At 58.5% G+C, this 20,421-nt stretch carries 22 protein-coding genes; 16 read left to right on the top strand and 6 right to left on the bottom strand.

What is annotated here, in order from left to right; genetic code table 11:
- Positions 1-47: 47 nt before the first annotated feature.
- From ACR0C5_RS05525 to rpoD, 4 genes are all read left to right on the top strand, one after another.
- Entirely contained in the window at positions 48-1,478 is a 1,431-nt protein-coding gene (locus ACR0C5_RS05525) for a Glu/Leu/Phe/Val family dehydrogenase (RefSeq protein WP_170788419.1), read from the top strand.
- A 126-nt stretch (positions 1,479-1,604) separates the two neighbouring features.
- Positions 1,605-1,901: a hypothetical protein gene (locus ACR0C5_RS05520; RefSeq protein ID WP_480875133.1), complete on the top strand. Its 297-nt coding sequence runs from the start codon at positions 1,605-1,607 to the stop codon at positions 1,899-1,901.
- Positions 1,902-1,981: 80 nt separating this feature from the next.
- Positions 1,982-3,928, top strand: a complete 1,947-nt coding sequence (gene dnaG, locus ACR0C5_RS05515; protein ID WP_480875130.1) for a DNA primase — start codon at positions 1,982-1,984, stop codon at positions 3,926-3,928.
- Between the two features lie 114 nt (positions 3,929-4,042).
- The gene (rpoD, locus tag ACR0C5_RS05510; protein ID WP_170769341.1) at positions 4,043-6,034 is read left to right on the top strand and encodes an RNA polymerase sigma factor RpoD; all 1,992 of its coding nucleotides are present in this window, start codon (positions 4,043-4,045) and stop codon (positions 6,032-6,034) included.
- 163 nt (positions 6,035-6,197) lie between these two features.
- On the opposite strand, the gene ACR0C5_RS05505 is transcribed toward rpoD, so the two are convergent.
- Entirely contained in the window at positions 6,198-7,217 is a 1,020-nt protein-coding gene (locus tag ACR0C5_RS05505) for a helix-turn-helix domain-containing protein (RefSeq protein WP_170769342.1), read from the bottom strand.
- A gap of 272 nt (positions 7,218-7,489) precedes the next feature.
- Here ACR0C5_RS05505 and ACR0C5_RS05500 point away from each other — a divergent pair, with 272 nt between their 5' ends.
- The 6 genes from ACR0C5_RS05500 (at position 7,490) to ribD (ending at position 11,072) form a co-directional block, all read left to right on the top strand.
- Positions 7,490-7,927: a thiol-disulfide oxidoreductase DCC family protein gene (locus ACR0C5_RS05500; RefSeq protein WP_480875127.1), complete on the top strand. Its 438-nt coding sequence runs from the start codon at positions 7,490-7,492 to the stop codon at positions 7,925-7,927.
- Positions 7,928-8,464: a DUF4166 domain-containing protein gene (locus tag ACR0C5_RS05495; RefSeq protein ID WP_480503061.1), complete on the top strand. Its 537-nt coding sequence runs from the start codon at positions 7,928-7,930 to the stop codon at positions 8,462-8,464.
- An 84-nt stretch (positions 8,465-8,548) separates the two neighbouring features.
- Positions 8,549-8,953, top strand: a complete 405-nt coding sequence (locus tag ACR0C5_RS05490) for a hypothetical protein (protein ID WP_170788423.1) — start codon at positions 8,549-8,551, stop codon at positions 8,951-8,953.
- 17 nt (positions 8,954-8,970) lie between these two features.
- Positions 8,971-9,384, top strand: coding sequence for a secondary thiamine-phosphate synthase enzyme YjbQ (locus tag ACR0C5_RS05485; protein WP_480875123.1), 414 nt, complete (start codon positions 8,971-8,973; stop codon positions 9,382-9,384).
- 120 nt (positions 9,385-9,504) lie between these two features.
- A complete protein-coding gene (nrdR, locus tag ACR0C5_RS05480; protein ID WP_008756450.1) occupies positions 9,505-9,975 on the top strand; it encodes a transcriptional regulator NrdR in 471 nt (156 codons plus the stop codon).
- Positions 9,972-11,072 (top strand): bifunctional diaminohydroxyphosphoribosylaminopyrimidine deaminase/5-amino-6-(5-phosphoribosylamino)uracil reductase RibD, encoded by a 1,101-nt coding sequence (gene ribD, locus ACR0C5_RS05475; RefSeq protein WP_480503060.1) that lies wholly within the window; start codon positions 9,972-9,974, stop codon positions 11,070-11,072. The genes nrdR and ribD overlap by 4 nt, the downstream gene beginning before the upstream one ends.
- Here ribD and ACR0C5_RS05470 read toward each other — a convergent pair.
- The 3 genes from ACR0C5_RS05470 to ACR0C5_RS05460 are packed head-to-tail and all read right to left on the bottom strand — an operon-like array spanning position 11,069 to position 15,568.
- Complete coding sequence (locus tag ACR0C5_RS05470; protein ID WP_480875119.1) at positions 11,069-13,063, bottom strand: capsular polysaccharide biosynthesis protein; 1,995 nt, start codon at positions 13,061-13,063, stop codon at positions 11,069-11,071. The two genes, ribD and ACR0C5_RS05470, sit on opposite strands and share 4 nt — an antisense overlap.
- A complete protein-coding gene (locus ACR0C5_RS05465) occupies positions 13,063-14,196 on the bottom strand; it encodes a polysaccharide biosynthesis/export family protein (protein WP_480875115.1) in 1,134 nt (377 codons plus the stop codon). Before ACR0C5_RS05465 ends, ACR0C5_RS05470 begins: the two co-directional genes overlap by 1 nt.
- A 31-nt stretch (positions 14,197-14,227) precedes the next feature.
- Positions 14,228-15,568, bottom strand: coding sequence for a capsule biosynthesis protein (locus ACR0C5_RS05460; RefSeq protein ID WP_480875113.1), 1,341 nt, complete (start codon positions 15,566-15,568; stop codon positions 14,228-14,230).
- A gap of 141 nt (positions 15,569-15,709) precedes the next feature.
- On the opposite strand from ACR0C5_RS05460, the gene ACR0C5_RS05455 reads away from it, so the two are divergent.
- The 5 genes from ACR0C5_RS05455 to ACR0C5_RS05435 all read left to right on the top strand — a co-directional run bounded on the left by ACR0C5_RS05455 (position 15,710) and on the right by ACR0C5_RS05435 (position 18,917).
- Entirely contained in the window at positions 15,710-16,297 is a 588-nt protein-coding gene (locus tag ACR0C5_RS05455; RefSeq protein WP_170769349.1) for a riboflavin synthase, read from the top strand.
- Between the two features lie 103 nt (positions 16,298-16,400).
- On the top strand, positions 16,401-17,522 hold the full coding sequence (ribB, locus tag ACR0C5_RS05450) for a 3,4-dihydroxy-2-butanone-4-phosphate synthase (protein WP_480875110.1): 1,122 nt from the start codon (positions 16,401-16,403) through the stop codon (positions 17,520-17,522).
- A 2-nt stretch (positions 17,523-17,524) separates the two neighbouring features.
- A complete protein-coding gene (locus tag ACR0C5_RS05445; RefSeq protein ID WP_480503057.1) occupies positions 17,525-18,076 on the top strand; it encodes a 6,7-dimethyl-8-ribityllumazine synthase in 552 nt (183 codons plus the stop codon).
- Positions 18,073-18,555, top strand: a complete 483-nt coding sequence (gene nusB, locus ACR0C5_RS05440) for a transcription antitermination factor NusB (protein WP_170769352.1) — start codon at positions 18,073-18,075, stop codon at positions 18,553-18,555. The genes ACR0C5_RS05445 and nusB overlap by 4 nt, the downstream gene beginning before the upstream one ends.
- A 56-nt stretch (positions 18,556-18,611) precedes the next feature.
- Positions 18,612-18,917: a hypothetical protein gene (locus tag ACR0C5_RS05435; RefSeq protein ID WP_170352750.1), complete on the top strand. Its 306-nt coding sequence runs from the start codon at positions 18,612-18,614 to the stop codon at positions 18,915-18,917.
- Positions 18,918-19,131: 214 nt separating this feature from the next.
- Here ACR0C5_RS05435 and ACR0C5_RS05430 read toward each other — a convergent pair whose 3' ends face one another.
- Positions 19,132-19,557, bottom strand: a complete 426-nt coding sequence (locus ACR0C5_RS05430) for an SRPBCC family protein (RefSeq protein WP_480875106.1) — start codon at positions 19,555-19,557, stop codon at positions 19,132-19,134.
- Entirely contained in the window at positions 19,554-19,874 is a 321-nt protein-coding gene (locus ACR0C5_RS05425; protein ID WP_480875103.1) for an ArsR/SmtB family transcription factor, read from the bottom strand. The genes ACR0C5_RS05430 and ACR0C5_RS05425 overlap by 4 nt, the downstream gene beginning before the upstream one ends.
- Positions 19,875-19,988: 114 nt before the next feature.
- Between ACR0C5_RS05425 and ACR0C5_RS05420 the strand changes: the two genes are divergently transcribed.
- Entirely contained in the window at positions 19,989-20,420 is a 432-nt protein-coding gene (locus ACR0C5_RS05420; protein ID WP_170784335.1) for an MmcB family DNA repair protein, read from the top strand.
- The last annotated feature ends 1 nt before the right edge of the window (position 20,421 follow it).

Here is a 20,421-nt window from a genome sequence, read left to right as displayed (position 1 = left end):
GCGACAAAACGTCAGAACGCCAGTCGTTCGTTGGCACGGAGGTATAGATGACGGCCATTAATGAACCAAGTTTTCGTGAGAGTGTTGATTTGATGTTCAACAGGGCGGCGTCCCTGATGGATTTGCCCCCCGGACTTGAAGAAAAGATACGTGTCTGCAATGCCACCTACACTGTTCGTTTCGGTGTGCGCCTACGTGGCGACATACACACCTTCACCGGATACAGATCGGTTCATTCCGAGCATATGGAACCCGTGAAAGGCGGTATCCGCTATGCGCTGGCCGTAAATCAGGACGAGGTCGAGGCGCTGGCTGCGCTGATGACTTATAAATGTGCCTTGGTAGAAACGCCGTTTGGCGGCTCGAAAGGCGGGCTATGCATCGACCCGCGCAAGTATGAAGAGCATGAGCTTGAGCAGATCACTCGGCGCTTCGCCTATGAATTGGCCAAGCGGGACCTAATCAACCCGTCTCAGAACGTTCCGGCCCCCGACATGGGTACAGGTGAGCGGGAGATGGCCTGGATGGCCGACCAATATGCGCGGATGAACACCACCGATATCAACGCGCGCGCTTGTGTAACTGGCAAGCCGCTGAACGCAGGTGGTATCGCCGGGCGGGTCGAGGCAACGGGGCGCGGCGTGCAATACGCGCTGCGCGAGTTCTTCCGCCACCCGGAAGATATCCAGAAGGCGGGCCTGTCAGGGAAGTTGGACGGCAAGCGGGTGATCATTCAGGGATTGGGTAACGTGGGCTATCACGCGGCTAAATTCCTGAGCGAAGAGGACGGAGCGATTGTCACCGGCATCATAGAGTGGGATGGCGCGCTATATAACCCTGATGGGATCGACGTTGAATCCGTTCGGCAGTGGATCGTCAAACATGGCGGCGTCAAGGGTTACCCGGACGCGACCCATTCCGCCGAAGGCTCGGCAGTGCTGGAACAAGAATGCGATATCCTCATCCCGGCGGCGCTGGAAGGCGTGATCAACCTGGAAAACGCTGATCGCATCAAGGCTCCGCTGATCATCGAGGCGGCCAACGGCCCTGTGACGGCGGGCGCGGACGAGATTCTGCGTAAAAAGGGCACCGTGATCATCCCGGATATGTATGCCAACGCAGGTGGTGTGACGGTCTCGTATTTCGAGTGGGTCAAGAACCTCAGCCATATCCGCTTTGGCCGGATGCAGCGCCGGCAGGAAGAGGCGCGGCACGAACTGATCGTCAGCGAACTGGAACGTCTGGACCGGTATCTGGGCGATGCCTGGTCGATGTCACCGGACTTCAAGGCCAAGTACCTGAAAGGTGCGGATGAGCTTGAGCTAGTGCGCTCGGGCCTCGATGACACGATGCGGATTGCGTATCAATCCATGCGTGAGGTTTGGCATAGCCGCGATGATGTCGAAGACCTGCGCACAGCTGCGTATATCGTGGCGATCGACCGGGTCTCGAAAAGCTATCGCGCTAAAGGGTTGTGATGTCAGCGCAGGGGCGGCCTTGGGTCGCCCCTGTGCAACACGAAGGCGCGAGGTGCAAAACTGCGATGGCGGGCCGGGTTTGCCAGGGATAGACTGCCGGTACAGAAACGAATCCCGGAGACCCAAATGTTGCGTATCGCCATTGCGGCCATTGTGCTGGCCACTCCTCTGTCCGCTCAGGAAACCAAGGAGCAAAGCTGCAAGTTTCAGGCCGATGTTGTCGCTGCCATCCAGCAAGCGCGTCTGGACCGGGTGAAAGAACGCGATGTTCCGCAGGCCGTCGCGGATTCCGGACCCACTTGGCCAGAAAATTACAATGCGGCTATCCCTCTGATCACGCCCTGGGTCTATGAGCAAAAGATGCGCGACGTGCGCAAAAAAGACTTGGGCGCCGCCTGGTTGGAGCTGTGCTTGCAGCAATAATCCACAAGCCGGCCAATTCCCTGTGGACAACCGCGCGTCCTCCCCTTGGCGCGCGTTTTCATTTCTGGCAGATTTGATCCATGTCTTTGCCTCCCGGATTTCTGGATGAACTGCGCACACGCCTAAGCCTGTCTCAGGTCGTGGGGAGAAAGGTCATGTGGGACCAGCGCAAGTCCAATCAGGGCAAGGGAGATATGTGGGCACCATGCCCGTTTCATCATGAAAAGACTGCCTCGTTCCATGTGGATGATCAAAAGGGGTTCTATTACTGCTTTGGCTGCCATGCCAAAGGGGATGCAATCAGTTTCGTGAAAGAGACCGAGAATGTCTCGTTCATCGAAGCGGTCGAGATTCTGGCGCGTGAGGCCGGGATGCCGATGCCGCAGCGCGATCCCAAGGCGCAGGAAAAGCAGGACCGCCGGGCGCAACTGGCCGAGGTGATGGAGCAGGCGGTGCAGTTCTTCCGCCTGCAACTCAAGACCGGGGCCGGGAGTGCGGCGCGCGATTACCTGACCCGCCGGGGGTTGGACGCGCAGGCGCTGGACCGGTGGGAGATCGGCTTTGCCCCCGATGGCTGGCAGGCCCTGTGGGATCATCTGACCGGCAAGAATGTGGCCGAGGATCTGATCCTGGGGGCGGGTCTGGCGAAACCGTCGAACAAAGGCAAAAAGCCTTATGATACCTTCCGAAACCGGATCATGTACCCGATCCGTGACCCGCGTGGGCGGTGTATTGCCTTCGGCGGTAGGGCGATGGACCCCAATGACAATGCCAAATACCTGAATTCGCCCGAGACCGAATTGTTCGACAAGGGGCGCAGCCTCTACAACCACGGGCCCGCGCGGCAAGCGGCGGGGAAGGGACAGCCTCTGATCGTGGCCGAAGGCTATATGGATGTGATCGCGCTGGCCGAGGCCGGGTTTGGCGCGTCGGTTGCTCCGCTGGGCACCGCGATTACCGAACATCAACTGCAACTGCTCTGGCGCATATCCGATGAGCCGGTCATTGCATTGGATGGTGACACGGCGGGCTTGCGCGCCGCGATGCGCGCGGTTGATCTGGCCCTGCCGCTGCTTGAGGCAGGGAAATCTCTGCGGTTTGCCCTGATGCCCGAGGGCAAGGACCCCGACGACCTGCTGCGCGCCGAAGGGCCGGGGGCCGTGCAAGCCGTGCTGGAAGGCGCAATTCCCATGGTCAAGCTGCTGTGGCAGCGCGAGACCGAGGGCAAGGTGTTCGACAGTCCCGAGCGCAAAGCGGCGCTGGACAAGGCACTGCGCGAGAAGATCAAGCTTATCCGCGACCCCTCGATCCGGTCGCACTACGGGCAGGAAATCAAGAACCTGCGCTGGCAGTTATTCCGCCCGCAGCGCCAACAGCAGAACCGCCAATGGCAACCGCGTGGCAAGTGGCAGCCTCAGCCGACGGCGACACCAGGAGCACGCGCGTCCTTCCTGGCCTCGTCCGAAGGTTCGGAAATCCAACTGCGCGAAGCGGCGATTCTGGCCATTGCAGCGCTGAACCCGCAGGTGGTTGTGCAGTTCGAAATCCAGTTGGAAGAGATGGAGTGCCGTGACCCCGACCACGCCGCTCTGCGCCACGCCATCCTGCGCCATGCGATTGATGACCCCGAGAATCTGAAAGACCACATTGCTGAAACTTTGGGGCCCGAAGCCCTTGAAAACCTGCTGGCCCTTCGCCATGTCGCAGTGATCCCTTGTGTGTATAAACCGGGCGATGTCGAAAAGGCCGAAATGACGCTGGCCGAGGAGCTCGCAAAGATCAAAGCTCTCAGGGGGTTGGACGCAGAGATTGCCGAAGCCGAGGAGGAACTGTCTGATCTGGCCGATGAGGCGCTGACATACCGGCTGGCCCAGGCCGCCGAAGAGCGTAACCGCACAAGCCGCAGCCAGAATGAGGACAGGGCGATATTCGACGTGGCCGACAATGGCGCGCGAATCAACCGCGACGAGAAAGACAAGTTTGAGGCAATCATGTCCGGGATCAATTTCGAGCGGAAACGCCGGTAAAGTGGTGTTTTCGTAAGGCACTGGAAAAGAAAAACGGGTAAACGGGTGGCCGAATCACTTCTACGCGCTAATGATTCGGTTCAAACGAATCACCCATCCCTGCAGGAGCATTGAATGGCCGCCAAGGATACCAACGAAGACCGCAAATCCGACGAGCAGGAACAGGAAATCTCGCTGGATATGAGCCAGGCCCAGGTCAAGAAGATGATCGCCGAGGCCCGCGAGAAAGGTTACATCACCTACGACCAGCTCAATCAGGTTTTGCCGCCGGATCAGGTCAGCTCGGAGCAGATCGAAGACGTGATGTCGATGCTGTCCGAGATGGGCATCAACATCATCGAAGATGAAGAGGCCGAGGAAGAAGAAAACAAAGGCTCGACCGAACTAACCACGACCGAAAGCAACCGCGAGGTTGCTTTGGCCGGGGCGGCGACCGAAAAGCTGGACCGCACCGACGACCCTGTGCGCATGTATCTGCGCGAGATGGGCAGCGTCGAACTGCTGAGCCGCGAGGGCGAGATTGCCATCGCCAAACGGATTGAGGCCGGGCGGAACACGATGATCGCAGGCCTGTGCGAAAGCCCGCTGACGTTCCAGGCGATCACCATCTGGCACGACGAATTGCTGTCCGAAGACATTCTGCTGCGCGACGTCATCGATTTGGAGGCCACTTTTGGCAACCAGATGGACGAAGACGGCGACGTCGAGGAACCAGTGGTTGACACCTCGAACGTGCAGGCCGCCAAGCCCGCGAAAGAGGATACCGGCCCCGAGCTGGACGCCGACGGCAACCCGCTGAACAACGACGACGATGATGACGACGATGATCAGGCCAACATGTCACTGGCCGCGATGGAAGCCGCGCTGAAGGATCAGGTTCTGACCACGCTAGAACGCATCTCGACCGACTTCTCGATGCTGTCGGAAATGCAGGACAGCCGAATTTCAGCCACACTGAATGAAGACGGCACCTTCAGCGAACAGGACGAAGCAACATACCAAAAGTTGCGCGCCGAGATTGTTGAGCTGGTGAATGGGCTGCACCTGCATAACAACCGGATCGAAGCGCTGATCGACCAGCTTTACGGTATCAACCGCCGCGTGATGTCGCTGGACAGTTCGATGGTGAAGCTGGCGGATCAGGCACGGATCAACCGCCGTGAGTTTATCGACGCCTATCGCGGGCGCGAGCTGGACCCCAACTGGCTGTCGGATATGGCGGAAAAGCCGGGTCGGGGCTGGCAGATGTTCATTGAACGCTCGACCGCGAAGGTCGAAGAACTTCGCAACGATATGGCTCAGGTCGGTCAGTATGTCGGTTTGGACATCCCCGAATTCCGCCGCATCGTGCAGCAGGTTCAGAAGGGTGAGAAAGAGGCGCGGCAGGCCAAGAAGGAAATGGTCGAGGCCAACCTGCGTCTGGTGATTTCGATCGCCAAGAAATACACCAACCGTGGCCTGCAATTCCTTGATCTGATCCAGGAAGGGAACATTGGCCTGATGAAGGCGGTGGACAAGTTCGAATACCGCCGCGGCTACAAATTCTCGACCTATGCGACCTGGTGGATTCGTCAGGCGATCACGCGGTCTATCGCGGATCAGGCGCGCACCATTCGTATTCCGGTTCATATGATCGAGACGATCAACAAGCTGGTTCGGACCGGTCGCCAGATGCTGCATGAAATCGGTCGCGAGCCGACGCCGGAAGAACTGGCCGAAAAGCTTCAAATGCCGCTAGAGAAGGTTCGCAAGGTGATGAAAATCGCCAAAGAGCCGATCTCTCTGGAAACACCGATCGGCGACGAGGAAGACAGCCAACTGGGCGATTTCATCGAGGACAAGAATGCAGTGTTGCCTCTGGACAGCGCCATTCAGGAAAACCTCAAAGAGACCACCACACGGGTTCTGGCCTCTCTCACTCCGCGTGAGGAGCGGGTGCTGCGGATGCGCTTTGGCATCGGTATGAACACCGACCATACGCTGGAAGAGGTTGGCCAGCAGTTCAGCGTGACCCGCGAACGTATCCGCCAGATCGAGGCGAAGGCGTTGCGGAAGTTGAAACACCCCAGCAGGTCACGAAAACTGCGATCCTTCCTAGACCAATAAACAAAAGGCGCCTCAACCAAGGCGCCTTTTTTCATTCAGATGACCGTTCCAGAAAACGCTTTGGCAGGATTTCACAAGTTCTGAGCAGCAGCGGCACTTACCTCACTGTTGTCCACTCATGGGACGGACCGGGGCGAGGCATCTGCGCCGATGACCCCCGGTCTCACCCTTGGGGTGGAGGATCCAATCTGCTGCGGAACGTGCTTGGGGCTTGACCGGTCCAGCGCTTGAAAGCGGTGGAAAAGGCGGGTTGATCGGCATAGCCAAGCGAATAGGCAATCTCGGTCAAGTTCATTCCGTTGGTGATGAAGGTCTGCGCTAGATCGCATCTGAGGTCATCGACGATCTCGCGATAGCTGGTTCCTTCATCCTTTAATCGACGCGCAAAGGTACGGGTGCTAAGACCCAAATTGGCGGCGGCTTCCTCGGCTTGCAGGATTGCACCAGGAAGGGATCTGGTGATCAGCCCTTCGACCTGCGCGCGCAATTTCTGTTTGGGTTGGCGTCTGTCGGCCATGACGCGATCCCCATACTCCAACAGATGCTGACGCAATTTGGGGTCATATGTCGGGACAGGTAAATCTAGCGTTGATAGGGCCAGAATGATCTCGAGCCTCTCGGTTCCGAAAGAGACGGGAAATCCTGCAAGCTTCTGATACTGCGCCTTGTTTTCCCCAACTTCGTGCTGAAAACACATTTCTATCGGGTAAAAATCAATCTGGGTAAGGTCGCGCATACGTGAAAGACCGGCGAACATCAGAAACTCGGTCCGGCGATGAAAACGGGCATAGCTGGCGTCCTTCCACTCAGCCTCGATCGTGGCAAAGTTCCCGGCCACGCGCAGACTGAAGCGCAGGGCGGGATCAATAAGGCCATGATAGCGGGCCGCGTTTTCCAGTACCTGCTTCAGATCGCGAGAGTATTTGCTGACATAGGCCGTCAGGCTCGAGGATGATTTGAAGGCCAGCCCCGCTTGCGCGGCAAACGTCGGATCGCCTAGGGCATCACAGGCATATCTGGTGAACAGAGCTTCGGTTTTTGCGCTGATCCCGCTGTTTAGCGCTTCGACCTCGGGCCGGCTGAGCCCACATTTCTCAAGCAATTTGTTGGCGACAGAATTGTCCGCCGCTTTCTGATCAAGCGTTCGGGTCAATGTCTGAATGCGGGCGATGTCGACGTCCATAGGTTCATCATAGCCTGTTTGCCCAGATTTTGCATCTATGCTGCAACGACCATTGTCCGGTTGTCGAAAAAGCTTGGCGCAAAGTCACAAGCGCATTTTCTACTAAGGCATTATCTGAGCCTCGTTGCCGGGTAAGAACCTTCTCGGGGATGAGGTCGAGCCCAGTCCGGACACAAAACGGATTGTCAGTGGCTCCCCGGCACACCCGTGTCCAATTGTGTCGCATTGCTCCATTCACGCAACCAGCGCAAAACTGGCGTGAAAAGGGCGACATGCAGCATTTTGATCTGACCAGCGTGACGAAAGACCAGGACGTAATCGTTTTCGACGGCGAATGTGTCCTGTGTGCTGGTTTTTTTCAGTTCATGCTAAGACACGATAGGCTGGCTCGGTTCAAATTCGTCACGGCGCAGTCGCCGCTGGGGCAGCAGATGTATATCGGTCTTGGCCTGCCAACCGAGGATTTTGAGACCAATCTGGTCATTGTTGATGGCCAGGTGTTCCAACGTCTGGATGCTTTTGCTGCAGCTATGCGGGCTTTGCCAGGTTTGTGGCCGGTTCTTGGGCTGTGCCGCTTTTTGCCAAGAATTATGAAAGACCCGGTCTATTTTGCAGTCGCGCGCAACCGCTACAGGCTATTCGGGCAAAGGCCTAGCTGCCTGATACCAGACGCGGCAATCCACACGCGTTTTCTGCCCGGAGGGTTCTGATTGGACCCGTTCTGGCAAGCCCTGCCAACGCATTCCGATTTGCCTGACGCGCTTCGCGCTCTGCACGAACATCCTGGCAAGTTTTCAGGGCGTTGTTCGGTCGAAGCCGGAACAAGTTGGGTCGTAAGATCAGCGCTATGGCTGGGTAGGTTCCCACCCGTGGCTAGCGACATTGCGATCCGCATCGTGACCCGACAGGACAATGAGACGTGGTTTTGGACGCGAGATTTTGCCGGGCATCTGATGCAATCGTCAATTCGGTTTGATCCAAAGACCATGTTGGTCTGTGAAAAGGCGGGCGTACTGACATTTTGGCTAAAACCGATATGGAACGGCGCAGAACTGAAATTGAAAATTCAGGGCTTGTCTGTTTTCGGGGTGCCATGTCCGGGCGTTTTGGTGCCCAAATCCTCGACCGTCGAATGGCAGGACGCGGTGGGTCGGTTCCGTTTTGACGTTTCGGCCAGATTGCCCGTATTGGGACTGCTCATCCGATATCACGGATGGCTAACGCCGGATCACGCAAGCCCCGACTGAGGCTGAATTGATCGTGAACCGCCTTTGACTGCAAGCAGCGTATACTATTTCCAGTCTTACCTCGTAACAGGAAAGAGTATGATTATGAAACAGGTTATGACATATGCCGCTTTGGCGGCAGTGGTGCTGAGTACGCCGGTCTCAGCGACGGGATTTGCACGACTTGGGTACCAAATCGCGTCCGTCAACAGCAACGTTTACGAAGTGATCCCGCGCGGTCGAACTGATGTGGACGGATATTGGTGCGCCGCTGCGGATTACGCGCGCAGAACATTGGGTGCGGGTTGGAAACAGCCGATCTATGTTGTGCGCGGCTATGGTCCCAGCGAAGCGACCGGTCGTCGTACGGCGGTCCAATTCTCGATCAATCCGCCGGCGGGTGTCAGCACCCCGACCAAGACTGTGTCTGTCGGGTTTGTCGCCGGTCAAAGCAGATCGGTTCAAAGTGCCAATTCGCTGTGCTACCGTCGCCAAATCTTTGACGACTAACGGAGTCTAGCGCCGTCTTGCAGACCGAGTTTATTATTTCGACGCGCGGACCGGGTTTGTATGAATTCACCCGCGACGTGTGTAACTGGCTCAACTCGGTTCAAGCAGACGGGCTTTTGACCCTGTTCGTGCGCCATACGTCGTGTTCTCTGGTGATACAGGAGAACGCAGACCCCGAGGTGCAGACGGACATGAATGCTTTTTTTCAACGGCTGGTGCCGCCCTCGAACCATCCATCGATGTCTTACTTGCGGCACACTTATGAGGGCCCAGACGATATGCCTGCGCATATCAAGGCAGCCTTGTTGCCTGTGTCGCTGACTATCCCGGTGGCGAACGGTCGCCCGGTTCTGGGAACGTGGCAAGGGATCTACGTTTTTGAACATCGCTCCCAGCCGCATACCCGCAAGGTCGCGGCGCATTTTGCTTAGAATCAGGATATTGCGGTAAAATTTTCCGACTACCCAAATCCTAGCGGCTGCCCTATAGTTGTGGATAAGTAAGCCACAGCGCTTACAAAAGAGGCGGATATAGGGACGAGGAGACGGCGGATGCGCTGCCCGTTTTGCGGAAATATTGACACACAGGTGAAAGATTCACGCCCGGCTGAGGATCACGTTGCGATCCGCAGACGTCGCTTTTGCCCGGCATGTGGCGGGCGGTTTACCACCTATGAACGGGTCCAGTTGCGCGATCTGGTCGTGATCAAGACAAACGGCAAGCGCGAAGATTTCGACCGCGACAAGCTGGAACGGTCGATCCGTATTTCGATGCAGAAACGGCCCATTGACCCCGAGCGTATCGACCAGATGATCTCGGGCATCGTTCGGCGGCTGGAAAGCATGGGCGAGACGGATATCCCCTCGAACAAAATCGGTGAGATTGTCATGGAAGCTCTGGCACGGATCGACACCGTCGCCTATGTACGCTTTGCAAGCGTATACAAGAATTTCCAGGCGGCCGATGATTTCGAGGAATTCGTCCACGAACTGCGCCCGCCGCAGCCTTCGACGGACGAGTGAGCGACTCAGATAAGCGATATATGGCGCTGGCCCTGTCTTTGGGGCAGCGCGGACAGGGGTTGTGCTGGCCTAACCCGTCTGTGGGCTGTGTCCTTGTGCGGGACGGTCGGATTGTCGGGCGCGGTTGGACGCAGCCCGGCGGTCGCCCGCATGCTGAAACCGAGGCACTGAAACAGGCTGGTGACGCGGCTCGCGGTGCGACGGCCTATGTCTCGCTGGAACCATGTGCGCATCATGGCAAGACACCTCCCTGCGCGCAGGCGCTGATTGCTGCGGGTGTTTCGCGCGTGGTTTCACCCATCGAAGACAGTGATCCGCGCGTGGCGGGGCAGGGCTTTGCGATGTTGCGCGACGCGGGGATCGAAGTCACGACCGGTGTCCTCTTGGATCAGGCCGAGCGGGATCACGCGGGCTTTTTCCTGAAGAACGAGCAGGGTCGCCCGTTTGTAACGCTCAAGCTGGCCAGCAGTTTTGACGGCCGTATTGCCACGTCGTCCGGGCACAGCCAGTGGATTACCGGTCCCACGGCGCGCCGAGCCGTCCACGCAATGCGCGCCCGCCACGATGCGGTGATGGTGGGCGCTGGGACCGCACGGGCGGATGACCCCTCACTGACGGTGCGTGATTTGGGGGTCCAGGCGCAACCGGTTCGCGTGGTGGTCTCGCGCCATTTGGACCTTCCCTTATTGGGGCAACTGGCCAGAACGGCCAAGGACATCCCGGTCTGGCTCTGTCACGGACCATCCCCCGACCCCGAGCGGGCAAAAGCGTGGGAGGGGTTGGGCGCGCGTTTGATCCCTTGTGCCTTGCACGATCATCAAATTGATCCCTTGGATTTGGTGCAGCAACTTGGGCAGGCCGGTTTGACCCGTGTCTTTTGTGAGGGCGGCTCGGCTTTGGCTGCGTCTTTGCTCGCGCAGGATCTCGTGGATGAGCTGATCGGTTTCAGCGCCGGGTTGACCATCGGGGCCGAGGGGCTGCCCGCGATTGGGGCGCTGGGACTTGAAACGCTGGAGGCCGCGCCCCGGTTTTCTTTGATGGAAACCCGTGCCATCGGGCCGGATATCCTGCACCGCTGGGAAAGATCCCTGCGCTAGCGCCGCCAGAGATGCGCGTAGGTCGCAAAGAGCCCTTGTAGTTTCGACAGTGCCCGTAATCCAGGCCGGTCGTTTTGATATCCCTCGGACAGACGTTGAACCGCAACTTCGACGGGGCAGGGTAGGCCGGTCACAGGATCAAGATAGCGCGGGTAGTCTATCAATGCGGCATGGACCAGCCCCAGCATTGACGGGCGCGCGCCGCGCCGCGCGGGAACTGAACCCAGGTCGGTCGTTAATCCCCAACCTGCATAGAATGGCGCGCCCAGAGTGGTCACGGGTATCCCACGCATCAGCGCTTCGAACCCAAGCAACGAGGTCATGGTCCAGACCTCGTGCACCTGCGCCAACAATGAGGCCGGATCGGTATCCGAGACGACGACGTCCGCCAGATCGCGGGCGTCGATATTGCCACTGCGCAGGCCAGCCTCGACATCAGGATGGGGTTTGTAGATCAGCACTGCGTCCGGGTTGGCGGCGCGCACAGCGCGTAGCAAATCTGCATTGGTGCGGACATCGCTTGCCCCCAGCTGGATCGATGCGTCATCCTCGACCTGACCTGGAATCAAAATGCGGTGCCCATCGGGCAGGGCGGGGGCGGTGTCGCCTGTGTTGTATTTGCTGATCTGGCCCGAGATGATCTGCGCCACCAGCCCCTCGGCGCGCAGCTCCTGATCCGGGCGCAGGGTTTCGCGCCGGGCGATCAGGTTTTCCAATTGGCTGGGACGGGTTGGATCATAGTAGATTCCCAGATCATCCGTCGCCAGCGACAGAGGGGGCACCAGCCGGGCCCCCAGCCCCCGAGACCGCAGAAATCCGTCCTCGACACGCACAACGTGATCCGTCGCCTCGGCTTGATTGGCCCAGACCATATGTGGTTGTTCGCCCGCCGTCGGAATATCCGGGGTGAACCTGACTTTTTTCTCGCGCCCGAACATCTGTTGGATGTGTTTACGTTTCCACAAACGCATCCCCGAGGCGGTCCACCCTCTGTGATCCTGCCGCCATGCGCGGGTCTGCGCTTCGAGCGTGTCCAGAACGGTTTCCAACTGACAGAGCTGATCTCGGAATGGGTCGTACCATGTCGGGTACAAGATCATCGCCGCCGCGAATAGCTGCGGTCGTGTCAAGTTGCGCTGGCGACGGGGCAGGTAGGGCTCGTCCTGCGTCAATCCCCAACCGGCATAGAATGGCAGGCCAAAGACACGCGGTTTGTGCCCGGCCAAAATGGCCTCGAACCCGAATTGCGACGACAGCGTGTAAACGCCAACGGCGCCTTCTAGCAGGGTCCAGGGACTGATCGGATCGCTGAACAGTGTGACCCGGTCTGTCTCATCATGGTCCGAGTAATAGCCGGGGCGGTGGCCTTGGATGGTTTCGGGATGCGTTTTGATCAGGACGCGGGCGCCGGGGTTCTCCTCTTGCGCCATCACCAGCATTTCGCGAAAGCGCGCCAGATCCCCGCCACTGGCCTTGACCGAGGCGTCATCGCGTGCCTGATCAACGACCAAAACATATCCGGGTTCAGGTGGTTTGATGTCCGGGTGATAGGCCGAGTATTTGCCAAGATGTCCGTCACGCAAACGCTCGATCCCGCTACGGGCGCGGTTCAGAAGGGCGGTGTCGTCCAGCGGGTGTGTGGCCAGAAGTGTCTCAAGCTCAGAGAGTAGCGACGGGTCGAAATGCAGGCCCGACCGGTCCAGCAACAGACCCATAGGGACTTCTCCGCTTCGACCGGGATGAAGAGAGCGCAGAAAGGCATCTTCGACATGCAGGATGGGTGCGTCATACCTTTCTGCCACCAATCGGCCACGATGCGCGGTGGGGCTGTCGCCCCAGACACCCACCAAGTCGCCGTCTTTCGGCAGGCCGAGGCGGATGTCGTAACCTGCAAGCGTCAGGATTCGGCGGATGCGGCGTTGGGTCAGAAACCCGCCGTTGTAGACAAGCAGTCGGGTCCGACTGTCCCCGGCTGTTGTGCCGGAATACATCAGCCGCCTGTCAGCGTTGTGACATTTGCCAGCGGTGTCAGGCCGCCCGCGATCAGCGAGATGGACTTGCTCCACTGTGAGTATGGGGCTTCGGTGACATAGATCGTGTCATCATCGCGGATGACGAAATCGCGCGCGATGAACAGCCCGTTGGGTGCGGTGAGGTTCAATAGGTAGATCATGCGCTGATCCCCTTGCAGATCAGGCTGCCCAATGACCGCACGTGCGATTTCTTCGCGTTCCTTGCGCAGCACGAAAATACCGGTTGGGTCTGAGGACAGAGATTGTAAGCCGCCAACCTGGGCCAAAGCCTCTAGGGCGGAAAGGTCCTGACTGTCAAAGGCTACCCGCGATTGCCCGCCGGTGGCGCCAAGCGCCACGTAAGAGCGGGTGTCCGCCTCGATCAAGATGCGATCTCCGGCGCGTAGCGCGACGTCCAGTTTGGGATCGCTGAACAAGTCGTTGTACCAGACCGTCCCCCGCTGATCGCCGCGTATCAGTGTGACCAGAGCGATATCGGAACCGACCGAAACACCACCAGCCCGCGACAGCATCCCACTGAGCGTTCGGGTCGGGCGTTCGATCGGGTAAATGCCCGGAGACGCCACACCGCCAACCAAAGATACGGTTGACCCATCCCCCGCAGCACGGCGTACTTCGACTTGCGGATCAGGGGTTTGCTCGCGCAGCTTGTCGGTGATGACGATGCGCAATTGTTCCGGAGTATTGCCCGCTGCGCGGACCCGCCCGGCATATGGGACAAAGATGAAGCCCTCGCTATCGACCTGCACTTCGTTCAGGGATGTGGCCGCGCCCGCCTGAACCGACAAAAGGCCGTTGTCGACGTTTTCCCAAATCGACAGACCGAGAACATCGCCGGGGCGCACCGTGTCTGCCGTCAGATTTGGCGCGCTGCGAAAGGCTGCTGAGAACCCGAATTGTGGGATGGCCGATGTTTCCTTGGTGACGCGGTCATCCACCTCGACGACAAAAGCGTTGCCTCCATTCGCGGTGGAGCCCGCTAGTATTTCGGATTTATTAGGACCAGATTTGGGAAGCTGGCACGCCGCCAGCAGACCGAAAGCGGCCACAAGGGAGACCCCCCGTACCCAGCGGATGGGAAAGCACTGCACTGCCGAATATCCTCAGTCTTTTTTGTTTGTGTCAGGCTAACCGGTTCGCCGCACGACTTCCAGTCTCAACCCGTTCGAGTCCTTGCACGATTTTCAACTGTGGCCTCTTGGTCTCGTTCAGCAGGGTTTGGTAGGGATCATATTGGTTCAGCATCAAATCAGCCGCACGGCGTAGCAGCTGCCGACGCCCTCGCACCGAGTAGAAACCACCCGGAATTTGGCTGGTCTTCAGCAAAAACCGGCGATAGCTCCGGTAGGCGTCCAGATCGGGCCGGGTGGGATTGGCAAAAAACGCCTCAAGCGGTTGTTGCGAGACGAATTCCGCCTTGTCATAGACCGACCGTCCAAAAATGCGCAGCGGTATGCCGCGCCAAAGCACCTGCTGTCCTGCTGTCGAGTTGATCGTCACGGCCGAGCTGGCCTCATCCAACAGACGGGCCAATTTGCCGCCGGGGACATAGTGCACCCTGTCGGCAACCCCAAAAGAGCGGGCCAGATCGCGTGTGCGTTGTCGCAAAGGCTCCCGATGATTTTCCAGAGGATGTTCCTTTACCACCAGTTGGTGATGCCGGGGTGCACCTCCGGCAAAACCGCGAATGACATGTTCCAGAAACTCGCTCATTCCGTTGAAATCCGAATGCGCCTGTACTGAGCTGTCATGCCCAAGTTGCAGCAACGCCAGATGGTAGGGCTGCCCTGTCCGGCGCACGCGCTGGGTGGCCCAAAAGCGTTGTAGCCTGTGGAAGGGCATCAGCATGAAGCGTTTAAAATAAAGCAGAAACTCCCGTGAGACGGGTAATTCCCGGTGACGGCGGAAATTACGGTAGCGTTGGTTCAGAAACAGGACGAACCAATGATAGAGCGCACCATAGAAAATATGCTCACGCATGTCGCCCCAATGGGCAGGCGGAGGCGATGTCTGAGTGTCAGTCTGTTCCAACGCATCCTGCATCTGCGTGATATCCATGGACATAAGCCGCGAGTTCCCGTTCGAGCCCGCCCTTTCGTACGTCACCCACCAAGGGCGAAGATACCCTTCTTCGAACACATGCACTGTCAGCCCGTTTTCTTGCGCGATTTCGGCAGCCTGCGCGTGGATCGGTCGCGTGTCGCCATAAAGCACCAGATCTGTGACGCCGAGATCCGTTATCAGTCGGGTGAATGTGTCCGGCCAATCTTCAGGCCTGCCGCGAAATGGGATATAGCTGGCCCGGTCGAACCAAAAGGCTCGGTCGCCAGCGTTGAACCCCACGCGCCACACCGTCGCCCCTGTTTTGCGCAAAATCCGCCCCAGCGCGTTGAAGAACGGGCCGTGCGGTCCTTGCAGGAACAGAAAGACGCGTTGATCCGCGTCTGTGGTGATTGGTGGCATGAGGACTGCTCGTGTGGTGTTATGGCTAAATTTATGCCCGTTTCCATCATTCCCGGCAAGGCAGGGCTTGCCCGCCATGGCGGTTACGCTTACCTCGACTGGGACTACGGGTCATAGGTTAGCAAACCAAGGGTAAAGAAAATGTTCACTGGGATCGTCACAGATATAGGAACCATTACCGAGTTAGATCAGCAGGGCGATTTGCGGGCGCGCATTCAGACGGGCTATGACACCGCTGGGATTGATATCGGCGCATCCATTGCCAGTGACGGCGTGTGCCTGACTGTGATCGCGCTGGGCGATGACTGGTACGATGTCCAGATCAGCGCCGAGACCGTGTCGAAGACCAATCTGGATGGCTGGAAACTCGGGAAACGCGTCAACCTTGAACGCGCCTTGAAAGTTGGCGATGAACTCGGCGGGCATATCGTATCGGGCCATGTGGATGGCGTGGCCGAAATTGTGGCCATGCAGGACGAAGGCGACAGCACCCGCGTCACCCTGCGCGCTCCCAAGGACTTGGCGCGGTTCATCGCGCCGAAAGGATCTGTTGCGCTGAACGGGACGTCTTTGACCGTCAATGACGTGGACGGATGTGACTTTGGCATTAACTTCATCCCTCATACCAAAGAGGTGACAACCTGGGGCGATGTTGCGGTCGGAGACAAGGTGAACCTTGAGATCGACACGCTGGCTCGTTACGTCGCGCGTCTGGCCGAAATGTCCTGAGTTAAACGCCGCGTTCTGACCGGTTCGGGACGTTTGCAGACTGGTCTTTGCGCGCGGGGTGGTCTATCCACCCGTGCAAACATGCTCTGCGAAAGGCTGCCCAATGAGCTTTGAAACCCCCGGACCCGTCGAGGCGCAACTGCGCGACGTGATCAGCCCGATTGAAGAGATCATCGAAGAGGCGCGCAAAGGCCGGATGTATATTCTGGTCGACCATGAAGACCGTGAGAATGAAGGCGATCTGGTTATCGCCGCCGAGTTTGCGGATGCCGAGGCGATCAACTTCATGGCCACCCATGGGCGCGGCCTGATCTGCCTGCCGATGACCGCGGAACGGGTGGATGCGCTGGGCCTGCCGATGATGGCGGTGAACAATTCCTCGCGTCATGAAACCGCGTTCACCGTGTCGATCGAGGCACGCGAAGGTGTGTCGACCGGGATTTCCGCCGCTGACCGCGCCTTGACTGTTGCGACGGCCATCAATGAACAAAACACGATGGCGGCCATTGCCACCCCGGGCCATGTCTTCCCCTTACGCGCCAAGCGGGGCGGGGTGCTGGTGCGTGCGGGCCATACCGAGGCTGCGGTTGATATCTCGCGCTTGGCCGGGCTGAACCCTTCGGGCGTGATCTGCGAGATCATGAAGCCCGACGGCACAATGGCGCGTCTGCCCGATCTGGTGAAATTCGCACAAACCCATGACATGAAAATCGGTACGATCAGCGACCTGATCACCTACCGATCCCGCAATGACAATCTGGTGGTCGAGACGTCGCGTGAAACCGTCAATTCGGAATATGGTGGCGAATGGGAGATGCGGCTGTTCACTGACCAGCTTCATGGCATCGAACATGTGGTTATGATCAAAGGCGACATCACCACGCCCGAGCCCGTTCTGACCCGCACCCATGCTTTGCACGAAGCGCCGGATATCTTGGGCCTCGGGCCTAAATCTTCGCGCGAACTGCCGCGTGCGATGGAGAAGATCGCCGAAGAGGGGCGCGGCGTCGTCTGTCTGTTCCGCCAACCGCGCAACTCGCTTTACGCGGTCGAGGATGAAGGCCCTCGGACCATCAAACAAACAGGACTGGGGTCTCAGATCCTGTCCAAATTGGGCATTCACGAGCTGGTGCTGCTGACCGACTCGCCCGAAACCGTATATCTGGGGCTCGACGCGTTTGGCCTGTCCATCGTCGGCACCCGTTCCATCCTCAAGGAAGACTGATCGTGGCTGAACAAGACAAACACGGCGTCCTGCCGACTCCGACATTCGACAAGCCGGTGAAACTGCTGCTGGTGGTGGCTCCGTTCTATCGCGCTATCGCGGACAATATGGTCGCCGGTGCGAAAGCAGAGATCGAGGCCGCAGGCGGCACCTGTGAAGTGGTCGAAGTTCCCGGCGCGCTGGAGATTCCCACCGCCATCGCAATGGCCGACCGTCAGTGCGATTTCGACGGCTATGTTGCGCTGGGCTGCGTTATTCGCGGCGAGACCACGCATTATGAAACTGTCTGTAACGACTCCAGTCGGGCCATCCAACTGATGGGTCTTCAGGGTCTACTGATCGGCAACGGTATCCTGACCGTCGAGAATGACGAACAGGCCGAGGTCCGCGCCAATCCCAAAAAGATGAATAAAGGGGGCGGGGCAGCCGCTGCGGCCTTGCATCTGATCGCGCTCAGCCGTAAGTGGGGCTCTTCCAAAAAGGGCGTGGGCTTCAAGCCGCCGTCCGAGTCCATCCTTGTGGCGGGCGACAGCAACGGATCCACGACAGCATGACCCAGACAGACGCGCCGAAACCGGCCAACCAGAAACGCCTGATGAAATCCGCCGCCCGGTTTTACGCCGTGCAGGCGCTGTTCCAGATGGAGCAGTCAGGCCAGACGACCGAAGCAGTCGTGACCGAGTTTCTGGATCACCGGTTTGGTGCCGTTTATGAGGGGGAAGAGATGCTGGACGGCGATATCCGCCTGTTCCGCAAACTGGTCGAGGACGCCGTGAACTATCAGGCCCCCATCGACCAGATGACCGACCGCGCGCTGGTGGCCAAATGGCCCATCGCACGTATCGACCCGACCTTGCGCGCCGCTTTCCGCGCCGCCGGGGCCGAACTGACCCAGAGTGACACGCCGCCCAAAGTGGTCATCACCGAATTCGTCGACGTGGCCCGCGCCTTTTTCCCGGAAGGCAAAGAGCCGAAATTCGTGAACGCTGTACTGGACCACATGGCGCGCGAGGCTCAGCCCGAGGCGTTCTGACGCCTTTACTCAGAGCATCCGAAGGCTACGCTTGTGACCAAACAGGGAGTGCCGCTATGCCCAAGCTCATCCGTCTTTATATCACTCAGGTTATCTGGGGATTTGTGATCTCGGCCGTATTTGTCGGCGTGCTGTTGGCTGTGAACGTGGCCAATCTGCGCGGGTTGATTTGGGGTTCGGATGTTGGGTTGGTGGCACTCGTCATGATCTGGTTCATGAACGGCATCGTTTTTGCAGGTGTCCAGTTCGCCTACAAGATCATGAGCATGGCGGAAAGGCCGGGTGGTCCGCGCCGTGGATCACCCGTCGTTAATGTGTTCAAACCTGTGCTGGCCAAGCAAGGCTCACGCGCAGAGCGCTGATAATTCTAGGAAAATGTGGCGGGACCACCAGTCAACCGTGCGGTGTGATTCCCGAGGACCTGTATGTACAGGTGGGCGCCAGGTAATCAGGCCAGGACCTGAACAGAGCCAGCCCCCTCGGAATTGCTTAAGGCCACCAGAATGCTACCAGTCACAAGAAGGGCAGAACCCGCCAAGCGCTTAGTTAGGGCGTCTTACGGGCTGGCACAAGGGGTTAAGCGTCAACAGTCTCGTGTAGGGCTTTGCGCATCTTGCCGAAATGCTCGTCCCACCCGTTATCCAGCGCCAGAATCAGGCCGAAAGCCTGGGCGCCCTGCGGCAGGCCTTCGTGCTTCAAGGACAATCGCGTGCCGCCGTCTACGGGCTCCAACGTCCATTTGACCACGCTGACAGCGTCTCCCATCGGTTTTACCGTGAAGGTATATTCAAGATACTGCGGCTTGCGCGCCTCGCGCACCTCTCCCCAGATCAACAGATCGCCGCTTGTGGTTCCGAACATCTCAAGCTTTTGTCCTGCTGCCAGTGGGCGTTCGGGCTTGTGAAACCATTCGGCAAGGCGTTCCGGTTCGGTCAGATAGGCCCAGACAGTGTCCGGCTCAGCGCGCAGGAAGATGGTCTTTTGCAAAACTGCCTTGGTCATGTCTCTTTCCTCTCAATGGCTTCTTTCAAGTTACGCAGGCGCTCGTCCCAGAACTGATCAAAGAAGCTCAACCAATCCAGAACAGGGGCCATTCCCTGGGGTTCAAGACGGTTGATGCGTTCTCGCCCCCGAGCTTCGACCTGGATGAGGCCTCCGTCCGACAACACGGTCAGGTGTTTTTTGACGGCCGCTCGGGTCATGTCGAAGCAATCTGTCAGTTGCGCGATTGTCATATCCTGCGATGCAAGCATCTGAACGATGTCCCGGCGCGTGGGGTCCGCAAGCGCGCGAAACGCGTTTTGGATTTGGTCAGGCATCCGTTTCCTCATATCCGATACCATTAGGTTTCATATTTATTTGATACCATATGGTATCATGTCAACAGCAATCTCACCCTTGCAATTTGTTCACGAATTGTTCACATTTTCCCAATGACATTGGATCTACAACCCGGCCAGAAGCTAGCACGCGGCGTGGCGCGCCATCTCAGCGCGCATGGTTTTGTTTCTGTTGAGGAATTCGTGCCGGCGCGCGGGCTTCGGGTGGACGTTATGGGGCTGGGCCCGAAGGGCGAGCTGTGGGTGGTAGAATGCAAATCCAGCCGGGCGGATTACCAATCGGATTCCAAGTGGCAGGGCTATTTGGAGTGGTGTGACCGATTCTTCTGGGCCGTGGATACCGAGTTCCCGACCGAGCTGTTGCCTGCCGAGACTGGTCTGATCATCGCCGACGCCTATGACGCCGAGATCGTGCGCATGGCCCCAGAGGATAAGCTGGCTCCGGCGCGCCGGAAGAAGATGATCCAGAAATTTGCAACCGATGCCGCCCGAAGGCTGCACGCATTGCGAGACCCAAGGCTTTAGC

The organism is Ruegeria sp. N8 (assembly GCF_056531325.1).
This window is presented reverse-complemented; position numbering and strand designations above follow the sequence as displayed.

Bases quoted from the DNA above. Each gene is read 5' to 3' on its own strand.
- ACR0C5_RS05500 (WP_480875127.1), top strand. From the start codon at position 7,490: ATGCAGCATTTTGATCTGACCAGCGTGACGAAAGACCAGGACGTAATC.
- ACR0C5_RS05470 (WP_480875119.1), bottom strand. From the start codon at position 13,063: ATGTATTCCGGCACAACAGCCGGGGACAGTCGGACCCGACTGCTTGTC.
- ACR0C5_RS05520 (WP_480875133.1), top strand. From the start codon at position 1,605: ATGTTGCGTATCGCCATTGCGGCCATTGTGCTGGCCACTCCTCTGTCC.
- ACR0C5_RS05430 (WP_480875106.1), bottom strand. From the start codon at position 19,557: ATGACCAAGGCAGTTTTGCAAAAGACCATCTTCCTGCGCGCTGAGCCG.
- ACR0C5_RS05505 (WP_170769342.1), bottom strand. From the start codon at position 7,217: ATGGACGTCGACATCGCCCGCATTCAGACATTGACCCGAACGCTTGAT.
- ACR0C5_RS05425 (WP_480875103.1), bottom strand. From the start codon at position 19,874: ATGCCTGACCAAATCCAAAACGCGTTTCGCGCGCTTGCGGACCCCACG.
- ACR0C5_RS05525 (WP_170788419.1), top strand. From the start codon at position 48: ATGACGGCCATTAATGAACCAAGTTTTCGTGAGAGTGTTGATTTGATG.
- ribB (WP_480875110.1), top strand. From the start codon at position 16,401: ATGAGCTTTGAAACCCCCGGACCCGTCGAGGCGCAACTGCGCGACGTG.
- dnaG (WP_480875130.1), top strand. From the start codon at position 1,982: ATGTCTTTGCCTCCCGGATTTCTGGATGAACTGCGCACACGCCTAAGC.
- ACR0C5_RS05455 (WP_170769349.1), top strand. From the start codon at position 15,710: ATGTTCACTGGGATCGTCACAGATATAGGAACCATTACCGAGTTAGAT.
- ACR0C5_RS05490 (WP_170788423.1), top strand. From the start codon at position 8,549: ATGAAACAGGTTATGACATATGCCGCTTTGGCGGCAGTGGTGCTGAGT.
- nrdR (WP_008756450.1), top strand. From the start codon at position 9,505: ATGCGCTGCCCGTTTTGCGGAAATATTGACACACAGGTGAAAGATTCA.
- ACR0C5_RS05460 (WP_480875113.1), bottom strand. From the start codon at position 15,568: ATGCCACCAATCACCACAGACGCGGATCAACGCGTCTTTCTGTTCCTG.
- ACR0C5_RS05420 (WP_170784335.1), top strand. From the start codon at position 19,989: ATGACATTGGATCTACAACCCGGCCAGAAGCTAGCACGCGGCGTGGCG.
- nusB (WP_170769352.1), top strand. From the start codon at position 18,073: ATGACCCAGACAGACGCGCCGAAACCGGCCAACCAGAAACGCCTGATG.
- ACR0C5_RS05435 (WP_170352750.1), top strand. From the start codon at position 18,612: ATGCCCAAGCTCATCCGTCTTTATATCACTCAGGTTATCTGGGGATTT.
- rpoD (WP_170769341.1), top strand. From the start codon at position 4,043: ATGGCCGCCAAGGATACCAACGAAGACCGCAAATCCGACGAGCAGGAA.